This window comes from Streptomyces sp. TSRI0281 (assembly GCF_001905125.1).
In the GTDB taxonomy this organism is placed as follows: domain Bacteria; phylum Actinomycetota; class Actinomycetes; order Streptomycetales; family Streptomycetaceae; genus Streptomyces.
On the sequence record NZ_LWLE01000023.1, the window covers coordinates 320042 to 333869 of the forward strand.

The 13828-nt window shown below is 70.1% G+C and carries 13 protein-coding genes and 1 tRNA gene; 12 read left to right on the forward strand and 2 right to left on the reverse strand.

Annotation, left to right across the window (positions count from 1 at the left end):
* The first annotated feature begins 189 nt into the window (after positions 1-189).
* Together A6A29_RS26440 and A6A29_RS26445 are read left to right on the forward strand one after the other, a co-directional pair.
* Positions 190-465, forward strand: a complete 276-nt coding sequence (locus A6A29_RS26440; protein WP_073723494.1) for a hypothetical protein — start codon at positions 190-192, stop codon at positions 463-465.
* A 220-nt stretch (positions 466-685) separates the two neighbouring features.
* Positions 686-1531 carry a siderophore-interacting protein gene (locus tag A6A29_RS26445; RefSeq protein ID WP_073723496.1) on the forward strand — a complete coding sequence of 282 codons (846 nt, stop codon included), beginning with the start codon at positions 686-688 and terminating at the stop codon, positions 1529-1531.
* Between the two features lie 638 nt (positions 1532-2169).
* On the opposite strand, the gene A6A29_RS26455 is transcribed toward A6A29_RS26445, so the two are convergent.
* Positions 2170-3849: a beta-N-acetylhexosaminidase gene (locus tag A6A29_RS26455; RefSeq protein ID WP_158074471.1), complete on the reverse strand. Its 1680-nt coding sequence runs from the start codon at positions 3847-3849 to the stop codon at positions 2170-2172.
* Between the two features lie 73 nt (positions 3850-3922).
* Between A6A29_RS26455 and A6A29_RS26460 the strand changes: the two genes are divergently transcribed.
* The 3 genes from A6A29_RS26460 to glmS all read left to right on the forward strand — a co-directional run bounded on the left by A6A29_RS26460 (position 3923) and on the right by glmS (position 7037).
* A complete protein-coding gene (locus A6A29_RS26460; protein ID WP_073723501.1) occupies positions 3923-4801 on the forward strand; it encodes a DUF4429 domain-containing protein in 879 nt (292 codons plus the stop codon).
* 87 nt (positions 4802-4888) lie between these two features.
* A complete protein-coding gene (locus A6A29_RS26465) occupies positions 4889-5164 on the forward strand; it encodes a hypothetical protein (RefSeq protein ID WP_073723503.1) in 276 nt (91 codons plus the stop codon).
* A gap of 43 nt (positions 5165-5207) precedes the next feature.
* Positions 5208-7037 (forward strand): glutamine--fructose-6-phosphate transaminase (isomerizing), encoded by a 1830-nt coding sequence (gene glmS / locus A6A29_RS26470; protein ID WP_073723505.1) that lies wholly within the window; start codon positions 5208-5210, stop codon positions 7035-7037.
* 259 nt (positions 7038-7296) lie between these two features.
* On the opposite strand, the gene A6A29_RS26475 is transcribed toward glmS, so the two are convergent.
* Positions 7297-7818: a universal stress protein gene (locus A6A29_RS26475; protein ID WP_073723508.1), complete on the reverse strand. Its 522-nt coding sequence runs from the start codon at positions 7816-7818 to the stop codon at positions 7297-7299.
* Positions 7819-8194: 376 nt separating this feature from the next.
* Between A6A29_RS26475 and A6A29_RS26480 the strand changes: the two genes are divergently transcribed.
* The 7 genes from A6A29_RS26480 (at position 8195) to A6A29_RS26510 (ending at position 13695) form a co-directional block, all read left to right on the forward strand.
* On the forward strand, positions 8195-8503 hold the full coding sequence (locus A6A29_RS26480; protein WP_073723510.1) for a hypothetical protein: 309 nt from the start codon (positions 8195-8197) through the stop codon (positions 8501-8503).
* Positions 8504-8863: 360 nt separating this feature from the next.
* The gene (locus A6A29_RS26485; protein ID WP_073723512.1) at positions 8864-10069 is read left to right on the forward strand and encodes a helix-turn-helix domain-containing protein; all 1206 of its coding nucleotides are present in this window, start codon (positions 8864-8866) and stop codon (positions 10067-10069) included.
* 10 nt (positions 10070-10079) lie between these two features.
* On the forward strand, positions 10080-10682 hold the full coding sequence (orn, locus tag A6A29_RS26490; RefSeq protein WP_073723945.1) for an oligoribonuclease: 603 nt from the start codon (positions 10080-10082) through the stop codon (positions 10680-10682).
* 126 nt (positions 10683-10808) lie between these two features.
* A tRNA-His gene (locus A6A29_RS26495) sits at positions 10809-10881 on the forward strand.
* 135 nt (positions 10882-11016) lie between these two features.
* Positions 11017-11499, forward strand: coding sequence for a hypothetical protein (locus A6A29_RS45935; RefSeq protein WP_073723514.1), 483 nt, complete (start codon positions 11017-11019; stop codon positions 11497-11499).
* A 232-nt stretch (positions 11500-11731) separates the two neighbouring features.
* Positions 11732-12139 (forward strand): hypothetical protein, encoded by a 408-nt coding sequence (locus tag A6A29_RS26505; RefSeq protein ID WP_073723516.1) that lies wholly within the window; start codon positions 11732-11734, stop codon positions 12137-12139.
* 350 nt (positions 12140-12489) lie between these two features.
* Positions 12490-13695 (forward strand): helix-turn-helix domain-containing protein, encoded by a 1206-nt coding sequence (locus tag A6A29_RS26510; RefSeq protein WP_073723518.1) that lies wholly within the window; start codon positions 12490-12492, stop codon positions 13693-13695.
* Positions 13696-13828 lie beyond the last annotated feature (133 nt).

A 13828-nucleotide genomic window follows, 5' to 3' on the forward strand; every position in this document is an offset into this window, starting at 1 on the left:
AAGCCTCAATGACTTCACAGGTCAGCAGAGTGCTCCGTGGCGGGCCGTCCTCACCCAAGCCCATCGGACCCTTGGGCGAAAGGAGCGAAATCCTTCCTAGACACGCGGAACGTCGGCCAAGCCTGGAAGCACAGGCACTCCTGACTCCGCACCATGAAAGAAATCCATCAACGAAGCAGAGGAAGAAACATGATCAAGAGAATCGCTGTCGTGGCGGCTGCAGCCGCTGGTCTCGTTCTCGCGAACGCGGGCTGGGCCGTCGCCGGCTCGGACGGCTACGGCCGAGACGGCGGAAACCCCGCCGTCGTATGCGCCGTCGGTGGAGACGCGGGCGTGGCGAACGTCTGCGGCAACACGAACATCTACAACCCCAACATTCTGGGCAGTTTGCTCAATCTGCTCTCCCCGCCCCCCAGCACTGGCGGCGGAGGCAACAACGGTGGAGGCGGCGGAGGCAACAACTGACCCGACCGACCCTGGCACGCTCTCCTCCTCGATCACGTCAGCCGGGCCGGGGATGCGCCGAGGGCAACGCACGCGCGTGGGGCCGGGCCCGGCCCGTGAAGGCGGGGCGGATCCGGCCCATTCCACAGACACAAAGGTTAGGCTAACCTTCCTTCGGATCGCCGCTGCCGGGGCCGGGCCGTCCGCCCGCGGGCCCCGCCCGTACCGGAGGAACTCCCGTATGACGACTGCCCCCGCACCCGCCATCGCCCCCTTCCGGTTCTTCGGCCTGACCGTGCTCCGGACCAGACGGCTCAGCCCCACGATGCACCGGATCACCTTCGGCGGCGCGGGGCTCGACGGATTCGCCGCCGGGGGCCGCGACCAGAGCCTGTCGCTGTTCCTGCCGCACCCGGGACAGTCCGAGCCGGTACTGCCCACCGGCGAGGACTGGTTCGCCGAGTGGCGGGCGCTGCCGGAGGACGTGCGGGCGGTGATGCGCTCGTACACGGTGCGTGCGCAGCGCCGTGCGGCCGACGGGTCCACCGAGGTCGACATCGACTTCGCGCTGCACGAGGAGGGCGGTCCCGCCTGCCGTTGGGCGATGACCTCCGCTCCGGGGCAGTCGCTCAAGGCGCTCGGCCCGGCCGTCGAGGACAACACGGCCGTCCGCTTCCGGCCGCCCCAGGACACCGACTGGGTGCTGATCTGGGCCGACGAGACGGCGCTGCCCGCCGCGTCCGCCGCTCTGGAGTGGCTGCCCGCCGGGCTGACCGCCCGGGTGTGGCTGGAGGTGCCGCACACCAAGGACCGGCAGGCCCTCAATACGGCGGCCAGGGCCAGGATCAGCTGGCTCGTACGAAGCGAGGGCGCCCCCTCGGGCGTGGACGCCGTCCGGGCCGCCGAACTGCCCGGGGGCACCCCGTACGTCTGGATCGCGGGCGAATCGTCCGGGGTACGGGCGCTGCGCCGCCATCTCGTCCAGGAGCGGCGGTTCGACCGCAGGCGGGTGACCTTCGTCGGCTACTGGCGCCGCGGGCTCAGCGAGGAGCAGCTGCGGGCGGAAGCGGCCACCGAAGACGCCTGAGCCGGACGGGACGGAGGATGCGCAATCCGGACGGAAGCGGTCCGAGCCGGACCGAAGACGCCCGAGCCGGACGGAGGATGCCCGCGATCGCCGCCCGCCGGCACCACGACGCCTTCATCACGCCCTGCTCGGCGCCTGTACGCGGGAGCGGTTCCAGGCCATCACCACCGGAGGTTCCCGGTGATGACCACCCTCCGCACCGGCGGCGTCGCCCACCTCTCCCCGGAGCGCCGGACCACCGGACCGCCGCAAACAGACTGCTCGTCCGCAAAGCCCTCGCGGAATTCGGCCACGACCGGCTTCTCCCGCTGCACGCACAGGACTTCTTCACGGACCTGCGTGCGACGCCCGGCCGTACGGCGAACGCCCCGCCGGTCCACCGGGAGGCGGTCTCCCCCGCCCTGGCCAGAACCGCGTACCGTCCGGCCGAGGAACCGGCCACCTCCCGACGGCCCCGTCTCCGCCGGATTCCGTGCCGGTCCGGCGGACCCGGCGGCGGCAGCGGTGGCGGCGGCGCTCCGGCCGACCGGCACGCCGAAGAACCCGATCGCCGCGTGGCGACGGGCCCCATGAACGGGTGAGCGCCCGGAGACGGTCCTCCGGGCGCTCACCTTCTCGTACGTACGGGCGTCAGCCCGTCACTGTCCGGCCCACGGCACCTGCGGCGACCGGTAGAAGTCGATGCCGAGCGCGGTCAGCCGCGGCCCCTGGGCGGCCAGCCGCACCTTGTACGTCTCCCAGTCGTGCGTCGCCGCCGGAGACCAGCCGAGCTCCGCCAGCCCCGGCAGCCGGGGGAAGGCCATCTGCTCGATCTCCGTACTGTCGGTCAGCGTCTCCGTCCAGAGCGGTGCCTCGACGCCGAGGACGGAGCCCTCCGGCGCACCTTCCAGGTAGGTCGCCGGGTTCCAGTCGTAGGACCGCTGGACCTCGACGAGCCCGGCCCAGGACAGCCCCAGTTTCGTGTCCTTGGTGTACTTCATGTCGAGGTAGGACCGGTCGGCCGGGGACAGGATCAGCTTCGTGCCGTTCTTCGCGGCGTCCACCACCTGCTGCCGCTCGGCGGCGCCCGTACGGTCGTAGCCCCAGTACTGCGCCACGGCCCCTTCGACCGGCTTCGCCCCGGTCAGCTGGTGCCAGCCCATCACGGTCCTGCCGTACTTCCCGACGATCGCCTGCGCCTTCTCCATGAACGCCACGAAGTCCTCGTGGCTGGTGGAGTGCGCCTCGTCGCCCCCGATGTGGAGGTACTTCCCGGGGGTGAGCGCGGCCAGTTCGCGGACGACGTCGTCCACGAAGTCGTACGTCACGTCCTTCGGGACGCACAGCGAGCTGAAGCCGACGGTGGTGCCGGTGTAGAGGGGCGGCGCGATGCCGTCGCAGTTCAGCTCGGCGTAGGAGGCGAGTGCCGCGTTGGTGTGGCCGGGCAGGTCGATCTCCGGGACGACCTCCAGATAGCGGGAGGCGGCGTACCGGACGATCTCCTTGTAGTCGCTCTTGCTGTAGTACCCGCCGGGCCCGCCGCCGACCTCGGTGGAGCCCCCGTACGTGGCCAGCCGGGGCCAGGAGTCGATGGCGATGCGCCAGCCCTGGTCGTCGGAGAGGTGCAGATGCAGCTTGTTCAGCTTGTAGAGGGCGAGTTGGTCGATGTACCGCTTCACCTCGGCGACCGAGAAGAAGTGCCGCGAGACATCGAGCATCGCGCTCCGGTAGGCGTAGCGCGGGGAGTCGGTGACCGTGCCGCCCGCGATCTGCCAGGGCCCTTCCTGCCTGCTGTTCCGCTCCACCCGGTCGGGGAGCAGCTGACGCAGCGTCTGGACGCCGTGGAAGAGCCCCGCGGGCGCGCGGGCGGTGATGGTGACAGCGCCCTCGGCGGACCGCAGCCGGTAGCCCTCCGCACCGAGACCGGGGTCGCCGTCGCCGAGCTCCAGCCGGATGCCGTCGCGGCCGTCGCGGCCGGTGACCGGCAGCGCGTAGCCGGTGGAGGGGCGCAGGAGGCCCGCCAGATACGCGCCGATCTCCCGGACCTCGCGGGTGCCGCCGGCGACCCGGATCCTGGTCGACGGGGTGATGGCGTACGGGGAGCCGCCCGGCGCCACCTCGGCGGGGACGGGCACGAGCTGCCCGAGCGGCCGGGGCGTGTCCGCCCGTACCGGGGCGGCGCTGCCGGGGGCGGACGTGGCTCCGATGCCCGCGAAGCCGGCCGCCACGACGAGCAGCAGCGAGCCGAACAGACGGGGAAGCGTTCTGTGCAGTGTCACAAGCCGGTCCCTTTCGACGGGGTCACCTGCGGTTCTTCTGTGCGACCGAACGGTTACCATCCGTATCGCGCAAGTCATGCACCCGTCAATGACTGGACCACTTCCGCCACGGTCGGCTGGCAGAATCACCGGCATGGCGGAAATCATCCAGCGCGACGGAACGTGGACCTTCGACGGCGAAACGGTACGGATCGTGCCGGGCGGCAAGGCGCATCCGGTACGGCAGGACCTGGGCGAACTCGCCGTCCCCGTACAGGCGCTGGCGGGCATCTCGTTCGAACCGGACCGCAAGGGGGGCCGGCTCCGGCTGCGGCTGCGCGGCGGGGCGTGCCCGGTGCTGCTCGCCGCGGACGGCCGGCTCAAGGACGGCGCGGACCCCTATGTCCTCACGGTGGAGAAGGACCGCACGGGCGTCGCCGAGTACTTCGTCGACGAGGTGCGCAACACCCTGCTGATCGAGCAGGTGCCCGACGGCCCGGTGGACCGCTTCCTGCTGCCGGGTCCGGCCCTCCCGGTCTCCGGCGGCGGCGGGGACGGCACGGCCTCGTTCGACGGGGACACCGTCCGGCTCACCTGGAACTGGAAGGCCGAGGAGTCGAAGACCGCGGGCGGCACGGTCTCCTTCCCGGTGTCGTCCGTCACGGGGGTGCGCTGGCTGCCCGCCGTGGGCCTGGAGAACGGGCATCTGCGCTTCGAGCTGGGGCGCGGCGCGGTCACGGCGCCGCCGAAGTTCGACCCGCACTCGCTGGACCTGTGGGGTCTGTCGAAGAAGGAGTACACGGCCGTCCTGGTCGCGGCGGCGGTGCTGGTGCGGCTGCCCGGAGCGCGGAAGGCCCTGGAGAAGACCGGGGCGGCCGACGCGGCACCGAAGGCCATCGACCCCACCGCCGCGGCCGACGATCACGACGTACTCCTGCGCAGGCTGCGGGAGCTCGGCGAGCTGCATCGGGCCGGGGTGCTCACCGACGAGGAGTTCAGCACGGCGAAACAGGCCGTCCTGAAGCGCCTCTGACCCGATCGGCGGCCTCCACCGACGACCCCCTGCCCGATATCGGGCAGATTTCTTGCATAACACCTCGACGCCGCGCAATATCGACGAGTGCTTGAACGCCGCTCGTCGCACGACGACCTCATCGACCACCTCGTACGCTCCAGCGCACTCCAGCGCGGCGAAGCGGCCCGGGTGATCCTCGACGTGCTCGCGTACTTCGACGAGACGACGGACGACTTCGTCCGGCGCCGCCACCGGGAACTGCGGTCCGGCGGCCTGGTCAACACGGAGATCTTCGAACGCATCGCGGCCGAGCTGCCGCACCGCGCGGTGGCGCCGCCGGAGCTCTCGCTCCGCCAGCTGCGCCGCATCGTCTACGGCTGAGCACGGTCCGATCTTTGTACGTCGTTGGAGGGGCAGAGACTCTATGTGCGGAATCGTCGGTTATATCGGAAAGCGTGATGTCGCCCCGCTGCTGCTGGAGGGCCTGCAGCGGCTGGAGTACCGGGGTTACGACTCCGCGGGCATCGTCATCACGGGCAAGGCGGCGGCCGGCCGGCCGGGCGTCCTGAAGACGGTCAAGGCCAAGGGCCGGGTCCGCGAGCTGGAGGCCCGCGTCCCCAAGCGGTTCACCGGGACCACCGGGATCGCCCACACCCGCTGGGCCACCCACGGCGCCCCGAGCGACGAGAACGCCCACCCCCACCTGGACGCCGACAGCAAGGTCGCCCTCGTCCACAACGGCATCATCGACAACGCCTCCGAGCTCCGTGCGAAGCTCGTCGCCGACGGTGTCGTCTTCCTCTCCGAGACCGACACCGAGGTGCTGGTCCACCTGATCGCCCGGTCGCAGGCCAGCACTCTGGAGGAGAAGGTCCGCGAGGCGCTGAAGTCCGTCGAGGGCACGTACGGCATCGCCGTCCTGCACGCCGACTTCAACGACCGCATCGTCGTCGCCCGCAACGGATCCCCGGTCGTCCTCGGCATCGGCGAGAAGGAGATGTTCGTCGCCTCCGACGTCGCCGCGCTGGTCGCCCACACCCGCCAGATCGTCACCCTGGACGACGGCGAGATGGCCACCCTCAAGGCCGACGACTTCCGTACGTACACCACCGAGGGCTCGACCACGACGGCCACGCCCACCACGGTGGAGTGGGAGGCCGAGTCGTACGACATGGGCGGCCACGACACGTACATGCACAAGGAGATCTCCGAGCAGGCCGACGCCGTCGACCGGGTGCTGCGCGGCCGGATCGACGACCGGTTCTCCACCGTGCACCTGGGCGGTCTCAACCTGGACGCCCGCGAGGCGCGGGGCGTGCGCCGGATCAAGATCCTCGGCTGCGGCACCTCGTACCACGCGGGTCTGATCGGCGCCGGCCTCATCGAGGAGCTGGCCCGCATCCCCGCGGACGCCGAGCCCGCCTCCGAGTTCCGCTACCGCAACCCGGTCGTGGACCCCGACACCCTGTACGTCGCGGTCTCCCAGTCCGGCGAGACGTACGACGTGCTGGCCGCCGTCCAGGAACTCAAGCGCAAGGGCGCACGCGTCCTGGGCGTGGTGAACGTCGTCGGCTCCGCGATCGCCCGCGAGGCCGACGGCGGCATGTATGTCCACGCGGGCCCCGAGGTCTGTGTCGTCTCCACCAAGTGCTTCACCAACACCGTCGTCGCGTTCGCGCTGCTCGCCCTGCACCTGGGCCGCATCCGCGACCTGTCGGTCTCCGACGGCAGGCGGATCATCGAGGGCCTGCGCAAGCTGCCCGAGCAGATCGGTGAGATCCTCGAAGCGGAGGACGACATCAAGAAGCTCGCCGAGGAGTACGCCGGTGCGCGGTCGATGATGTTCATCGGCCGGGTACGGGGATACCCCGTCGCGCTGGAGGCCTCCCTGAAGCTCAAGGAGATCTCGTACATCCACGCCGAGGCGTACCCCGCCTCGGAGCTGAAGCACGGCCCCCTGGCGCTCATCGAGCCGGAGCTCCCCACCGTCGCGATCGTCCCGGACGACGACCTGCTGGAGAAGAACCGCGCGGCGCTGGAGGAGATCAAGGCCCGCAGCGGACGCATCCTCGCCGTCGCCCACCGCGAGCAGGAGAAGGCCGACCACACCATCGTCGTACCGAAGAACGAGAACGAGCTGGACCCGATCCTGATGGGCATCCCGCTCCAGCTCTTCGCGTACCACACGGCGCTGGCCATGGGCCGCGACATCGACAAGCCGCGCAACCTGGCGAAGTCGGTCACGGTCGAGTAGGCAATTCCGCAGCCACGGTCCCCGGAGCCGTCCCGCCCCCCTGCCAGGGGTGCGGGACGGCTCCTGGCGTTCACGCTCCGGGCTCACGCTTCAGGCGCGACGCTTCACACGCAACGGTGAACTCGGGTGCCCCACGCGCCCCCTGACGCCCCGTCCAGCCCGTCCGGCCCGTCCGGCGCCATCCCGGCCCCCGGCCGGCCTGTCCGGCACCTGACCGGGGGCGAGGGTCAGGCGATGACGATCACCGGGGGTCCGGGGCTCAGGGGATGACGATCACCGGGCGCTGTGCGCGACGGGCGAGGCGCCCCGCCACCGAGCCGAAGATCCGGCCGACGAGGCCGTGCGTGGAGCCGACGACGATGGCGTCCGCCGAATACTCGCGGCCGACCTCCTCCAGCTCATGGCAGATGTCGCCGCCGCGCTCGACCAGTACCCAGGGCACCTCGGAGAGATAGTCCGCGCAGGCCAGTTCGAGTCCGAGGACCTCGGTCCGGTGATCGGGGACATCGACGAAGACGGGGGGTTCGCAGCCCGCCCAGACGGTGGTCGGCAGCCGGTTGGCGACATGGACGATGATCAGACCGGAGCCGGATCTGCAAGCCATGCCGACGGCGTACGCGAGGGCCCGTTCACTGGACGTGGAGCCGTCGAAACCGACCACCACACCGTGCCGGAACGCGGGATCGCAGGAATGACGTGTTTCTTCGACCGTCTGCGGTTCCGACCGGGGGTCGGCTACCTGCTTGCGGTCTGCGGGTTCAGGGATTTCGTGACCGGCCATCGGTGTCTCGGCGAAGAGAGTCCTCGTGAGGAGGGAGCGGCTTGAGAAGGTGCTTCAGCGGGTGGTGCGGCTGTCCGGGAATCATCTTCCCAACCCCCTACCCCCAAGGGTACGGCGCCACTCCTCCACTGCCCAGACCCCCGCAAAAGCGCGCACGGCGTTGCAGGGAGCATGCCCGAGGCGGCCCCGTATGGCAATGCCGGTTGTGCACTACACCGAGCGCCACGCCGCCGGAGAAGTCCGATCGTCCTGTTTTCCGCACGAGGGAAAGCGGACGGAAGGGAATGGGAGTACCGGGGAGTGACCCCTTCGAACGGCCTCCGTTAGCCACATCGTCACACCGTGCCACCGCGCCACCACCTCAAGGAGCAGAACCGTGCCCACCCCGTCGGGACCCTCGTCCGAGCCGAGCCCCGAAACCGCGCCCGACGGGGCGGGTATCGCGGCCCGCTGGGTGGTCTTCGGCGGCCTGCTCGTACCGGCGGTTCTGGTGGTGTACGGCTCATCGGTCGGTAATGCCACCGTCTCCGCCCTCGGGCTCGCGTCCGTCACGGCAGTCTGCCGGCTGCTGCTGTGCCGGTCCGAACGCGCCACCGCCCGAAGGGCCGAAGGAGCGCACCGGAGCGGTCGCCAGGCGGGTAGTTGTGCGCCGGGCGTGACCGGATCCAGCACGCGCAACCATTAGTTTTCAGCCAACTTCACATCTGCGCCGAATCCTTGGCGATATGGCCGACCAACCCACTTGCCACCAGGCAGGAAGAGACCGCGCGGTACGCTTTCACCCAACGCGGACGGGCCATGATCGCGAGGCGCACTTCCCTGCGCGGCCCGCGAGTGGAACGCTTCGTGATCGAATGCTTCGCGCCAAGTTGCCTTGTCGACATAGTGCCGACGGGGGAACGTGTCACGTCGGGACTGCGGGACACAGTAGATTCGATCATGGGTATCGAAGGCTGGGGACCCGTGCAATACCGAGGGGAAACGTGCAGGAGCGACAGGCCCGTAAGGACCAGGGAGACGCGAACACCGAGGGGGGCTTAGCGTCATGAGCCAGGACTCCGCCACCGCAACGGAGGCCGCACGAAAGCTGACCGGGCGGCGACGCCGTGAAGTCGTAGCCGTGCTGCTGTTCAGTGGTGGCCCTATCTTCGAGAGCTCCATCCCGCTCTCCGTTTTCGGAATCGACCGGCAGGACGCGGGAGTTCCCCGCTATCGCCTGCTGGTCTGCGGCGGCGAGGAAGGGCCGCTGCGTACCACGGGTGGACTCGAACTCACCGCGCCGTACGGCCTGGAGGCGATCAGCAGGGCAGGCACCGTCGTGGTGCCCGCCTGGCGCTCGATCACCTCGCCGCCGCCCGCCGAGGCACTGGACGCGCTGCGCCGCGCCCATGAGGAGGGCGCCCGCATCGTCGGACTGTGCACCGGGGCCTTCGTGCTCGCGGCGGCCGGTCTGCTGGACGGCCGCCCGGCGACCACCCACTGGATGTACGCACCGACGCTGGCCAAGCGCTATCCGTCGGTGCACGTCGATCCGCGTGAGCTGTTCGTCGACGACGGCGATGTGCTCACCTCGGCCGGGACGGCTGCCGGGATCGATCTCTGTCTGCACATAGTGCGCACGGACCATGGCACGGAGGCCGCCGGGGCACTGGCCCGCCGGCTCGTCGTGCCGCCGCGGCGCAGTGGCGGCCAGGAGCGCTACCTCGACAGGTCTCTGCCTGAGGAGATCGGCTCCGACCCGCTCGCCGAGGTCGTGGCCTGGGCCCTGGAGCATCTCCATGAACAGTTCGACGTGGAGACGCTGGCCGCGCGCGCCTATATGAGCAGGCGGACCTTTGACCGGAGGTTCCGCTCGCTCACCGGCAGCGCACCGCTCCAGTGGCTGATCACCCAGCGGGTGCTGCAGGCGCAGCGGCTGCTGGAGACCTCCGACTACTCGGTCGACGAGGTCGCGGGCCGCTGCGGCTTCCGCTCCCCGGTCGCGCTGCGCGGGCATTTCCGCCGCCAGCTCGGCTCCTCCCCCGCCGCGTACCGGGCCGCCTATCGGGCCCGCCGTCCGCAGGGAGGGATGGTGGAGAGCACCGCCACGGTGATCGACACGGTCGTACCCACCCAGGGTTCACCGTCCGGCCGCCGGAGCCCGGCGGTACCGGTCGGGGCCTCGGGGGGCTCCTCGGAGCACTCCGTACCGGGTCCGGACCCGTACGCCCCCGGTCGCCCGGCCCTGCCGGGACAGCGGAGCGCCCCGTAGGGTGGGGCGCATGAACGACCGCATGGTGTGGATCGACTGCGAGATGACCGGGCTCTCGTTGACGGACGACGCACTCATCGAGGTGGCCGCACTGGTCACCGACTCGGAGCTGAACGTGCTCGGCGAAGGGGTGGACATCGTGATCCGCCCGCCGGACGCGGCCCTGGAGACCATGCCCGAGGTGGTGCGGCAGATGCACACCACCTCGGGTCTCCTCGACGAGCTGGCCGGGGGCACCACCCTGGCCGACGCCGAGGAGCGGGTCCTGGCATACGTACGCGAACACGTGAAGGAGCCGGCCAAGGCCCCCCTCTGCGGGAACTCGGTCGGCACCGACCGCGGCTTCCTCGCGCGGGACATGCAGACGCTGGAGGGCTACCTCCACTACCGGATCGTCGACGTGTCCTCCATCAAGGAGCTGGCCCGCCGCTGGTACCCGCGGGCGTATTTCAACAGCCCGGCCAAGAGTGGCAACCACCGGGCACTGGCGGACATCCGCGAATCCATCGCGGAACTGCGCTACTACCGGGAGGCGGTCTTCGTACCGCAGCCCGGCCCGGACTCGGAGCGCGCCAAGGAGATCGCGGCGCGCCACGTGCTGCCGCCCGAGTAGCACGACAAGCCCAGGTCACGGGCCCTTCGGGGCCCGTGGACCGGGGAAAAACAACGGGGGCGCGAGCACCCTCCCGGACCCTGTACACTTTTTCTCGGCCGGTCGGAAAAGCGACCGGACGACATGGTGGGTATAGCTCAGCTGGCAGAGCACCTGGTTGTGGTCCAGGATGTCGCGGGTTCAAGTCCCGTTACTCACCCTGAATGATCAGCCCCTGACCCGGGAAAACGGGTCAGGGGCTGATCTGTTTCCAGATCCGCCCCGACGCGGGCCCAACAGGGCCCCCGATTCGGGCCTATCGTCCTTTCATGGCGACCGTCAGGAAGCGTGTCGCATGGACGGAACAGCGATCTACCAAGCGCGTTGGGTCCAGGGTGGCCGGAGCGGAAGCTCGGAATCTGAGCCTTTCGGCGACAAGAACAGTGCCGAGCAGTTCAAGAAGCTCGTCGACGCGCACGGCCAGCAGTGGCCGCACGGGTGGACCAAGGGCCGCGGCTTCGTGGAGGAGCCCGCCGTTCCCGGCGACATGCCATTCGAGCAGTGGGCCGAGCGCTGCATCAGCAAGCTGACCGGCATCGAGGATCGCACTCGCGAGGACTGCCGACGCGACCTCCGCATCCACCTGTCGCTACTCCGGCACACCACCATGGCTCGCGTCTCGGGCCAGGCGGGTCCTGCCTGCCCGGCTGGGTACAGCCTTCAGCCGCCGCCGGGCGATCCGGATGCATGGGTGTGCCGCCGTGATGGGGCGCCGCCGGCCCCGAGTACGTCGCCGTCGTCGTTGACTCTGGATCCCAGCCGGAGGACGTATCCGTGAGCCTGCCGAAGAGGGTGCCTCGCCGGTAGTATCCGGGGCAGCGAAAGTCACTGATCCTCATGGTCGGCGCCCACAAAGTCGCAGGTCAGAAGGTATAGCCCCCGTATGTGTGGGGTTAGCCAGACCAGTTCCGGATATCCGTAGGTGACCTCGCACGTGCGGGGATGGCTGGCTTCTCGGTCGCCCGGACGGGCCTAGACTGGCTCGGCCGCCATGGAAGGATTGATCACAAATGCGACCCGCGCGATTCCAGGACTTCGTCCTCGACCTGGTCAAGAACACCCCCGGTGTGACCCGCGTCCAGACGGCTGCCGAAGCCGGAGAGAGCCGGTTCCCCTTCGGCCTCGTCATCGTCGCCGCCGCAGGCGAGTCCCGCTGGCAGATCATCGGGCAGCTGGCCGCCGGCGAGAAGCACGAGCACGCTGACGTTCCGGTCGCGTACGACGCTTTTCCGGCCTGGGGCGAGCCGCAGCCCGGCGACAACGCGGAGGCGTGGCTGGCCGCGGTGATCGGCCGGTCCGAGTCGCGGGAGATCGCGAGCATCACCCGCTGGTCGACCCGCAAGGACGAGCGCCCGGACAACCTCGGCATGACCGTGGAGTTCAACAACGGGGCGAAGGCGTTCGTGCGGAAGGTTTAGGGACTCCCTGCCTGGGCGTCCGGGCCAGGGCGCACGTGCACCACCTGTCAGCACCACTCCAACGAGGAGGATCTGATATGTGTCGCCACACGACCCCCGGCCGCCGGTTCGACCCAGGTCTCACCGAGGGCTACTGCCCGTCTTGCGGCGCGGGCGTCGGAAGCCCGGCCGGCACCCCGACCTCCAGCCATCAGGTCGGCGGCACCGGCACCGAGATGTGTCCCGGTAGCGGCCAGCCCGCCCGGTAACCACCCCCGCACTGCGGGGGTGCCCCCTTCGTCTTCGGGCGGAGGGGGACTTTCTGCGTTTCGGAGTACCGTGAATCCACACCTTCTGGCGGGGGTCCACACATGAACACGTCCATCGGCGACCGCATCCGCGCTCTGCGCGAGTTCCGCGACATCACCCAAGACCAGCTCGCCCAGCGCTCCGGGGTGTCCGTCGACACCATCAGGAAACTTGAGCAGGGTGTACGGGAGTCTGCGCGGATCAACACTTTACGGAGTCTCGCCCGGGCTCTGGACGTCCAGCTTGAGCGTCTCGTGGGACAGCCCACCGTGACCCGGCAACTTAACGATGACGGCGGCCTCTTGGCGCTGCGTGACGCGATCCAGGACCCCGGCTCCCTCCCCGGCGTCCTGGACGATACCGACCTTGAGGACCCTCCCGGACCGGCTGAATGGGCCGAGCAGGTGCGGGCCGCTACGGCGACGTACTGGGCCGGTGGCTACTCGGAGCTGGCCGGCACGCTGCCCGGCCTGCTCCGTGACGGCCGCGCCGCCGCACGTCAGCACGACACCGAGAGCGTATGGACCGACCTTGCCCTCGCCTACCAGTTGGCCGCGTCCCTCTCCACGCAGTCCGGCCACCCGGACTGGGCCTACACCGCAGTGGAGAAGCAACTCGCCGCCGCCGAGCGGGCATCGGACCCGCTGCTCGAAGGCATGGGCGTATCGACCCTGTCGTGGGTACTCCTGCGCCAGGGCCGATGGGAGCAGGCACGCGACATCGCCGAGCGGAAGGCGGACCAGCTCGAACCGCCGCGCCGCCGCGCGGCAGCGGACCAGCTCGCCGTCTACGGGAACCTGCTCATCTCGGCCGCGACGCCGGCCGCCCGCGCCGACCAGCACGACGAAGCCATGCAGTTACTCACGCTGGCCGAGTCCGCCGCCGTGCAGTCCGGCCCCGTCCGGGCGTACGGCAGCGTCTTCAGCCCGGTCGACGTCCGAACGCAACGGGTGAACGTCGCGCTGGCCGGGAGCGAGGGCCGACCGGACGTCGCGCTGGATGCTGCGGCCTCGGTCGACCTGGGGGCGATCAGCCGCCCGGTTCACTCGGCGTCGTACCGGTTGGACGTCGCGCAGGCCCGTTACCGGACCGGCGACCACGCGGGCGCCCTGGAACTGCTGCTGGAGGTGGAGGCCGACCAGCCGGAATGGATCCGGTTTCAGTCGTTGGCCGCCGCGACAGTGCGCGAGATGCTTGAGGCCGAGCGTCGGCGGAACGGCCTTCTGCGTGGCCTCGCCGCGCGGCTCGGCGTGGATCCGGCGATGTGAGGTAGGGCGCTACGTCCTACCTCGGCGGGGAACGGCTGCTCAACTGGCGGGGTACGCCTCTGGTTTGTGATCGCACGGGCACTTAGCGTGATCCCCATGACGGCGGCGCAGGTCCTCCCCCCTCCAGGATCGA

Coding starts and splice junctions, on each gene's coding strand:
- orn (WP_073723945.1), top strand. CDS start 10,080: ATGAACGACCGCATGGTGTGGATCGACTGCGAGATGACCGGGCTCTCG.
- glmS (WP_073723505.1), top strand. CDS start 5,208: ATGTGCGGAATCGTCGGTTATATCGGAAAGCGTGATGTCGCCCCGCTG.
- A6A29_RS26505 (WP_073723516.1), top strand. CDS start 11,732: ATGCGACCCGCGCGATTCCAGGACTTCGTCCTCGACCTGGTCAAGAAC.
- A6A29_RS26460 (WP_073723501.1), top strand. CDS start 3,923: ATGGCGGAAATCATCCAGCGCGACGGAACGTGGACCTTCGACGGCGAA.
- A6A29_RS26455 (WP_158074471.1), bottom strand. CDS start 3,849: ATGGTAACCGTTCGGTCGCACAGAAGAACCGCAGGTGACCCCGTCGAA.
- A6A29_RS26485 (WP_073723512.1), top strand. CDS start 8,864: ATGAGCCAGGACTCCGCCACCGCAACGGAGGCCGCACGAAAGCTGACC.
- A6A29_RS26475 (WP_073723508.1), bottom strand. CDS start 7,818: ATGGCCGGTCACGAAATCCCTGAACCCGCAGACCGCAAGCAGGTAGCC.
- A6A29_RS26510 (WP_073723518.1), top strand. CDS start 12,490: ATGAACACGTCCATCGGCGACCGCATCCGCGCTCTGCGCGAGTTCCGC.
- A6A29_RS26445 (WP_073723496.1), top strand. CDS start 686: ATGACGACTGCCCCCGCACCCGCCATCGCCCCCTTCCGGTTCTTCGGC.
- A6A29_RS45935 (WP_073723514.1), top strand. CDS start 11,017: ATGGACGGAACAGCGATCTACCAAGCGCGTTGGGTCCAGGGTGGCCGG.
- A6A29_RS26440 (WP_073723494.1), top strand. CDS start 190: ATGATCAAGAGAATCGCTGTCGTGGCGGCTGCAGCCGCTGGTCTCGTT.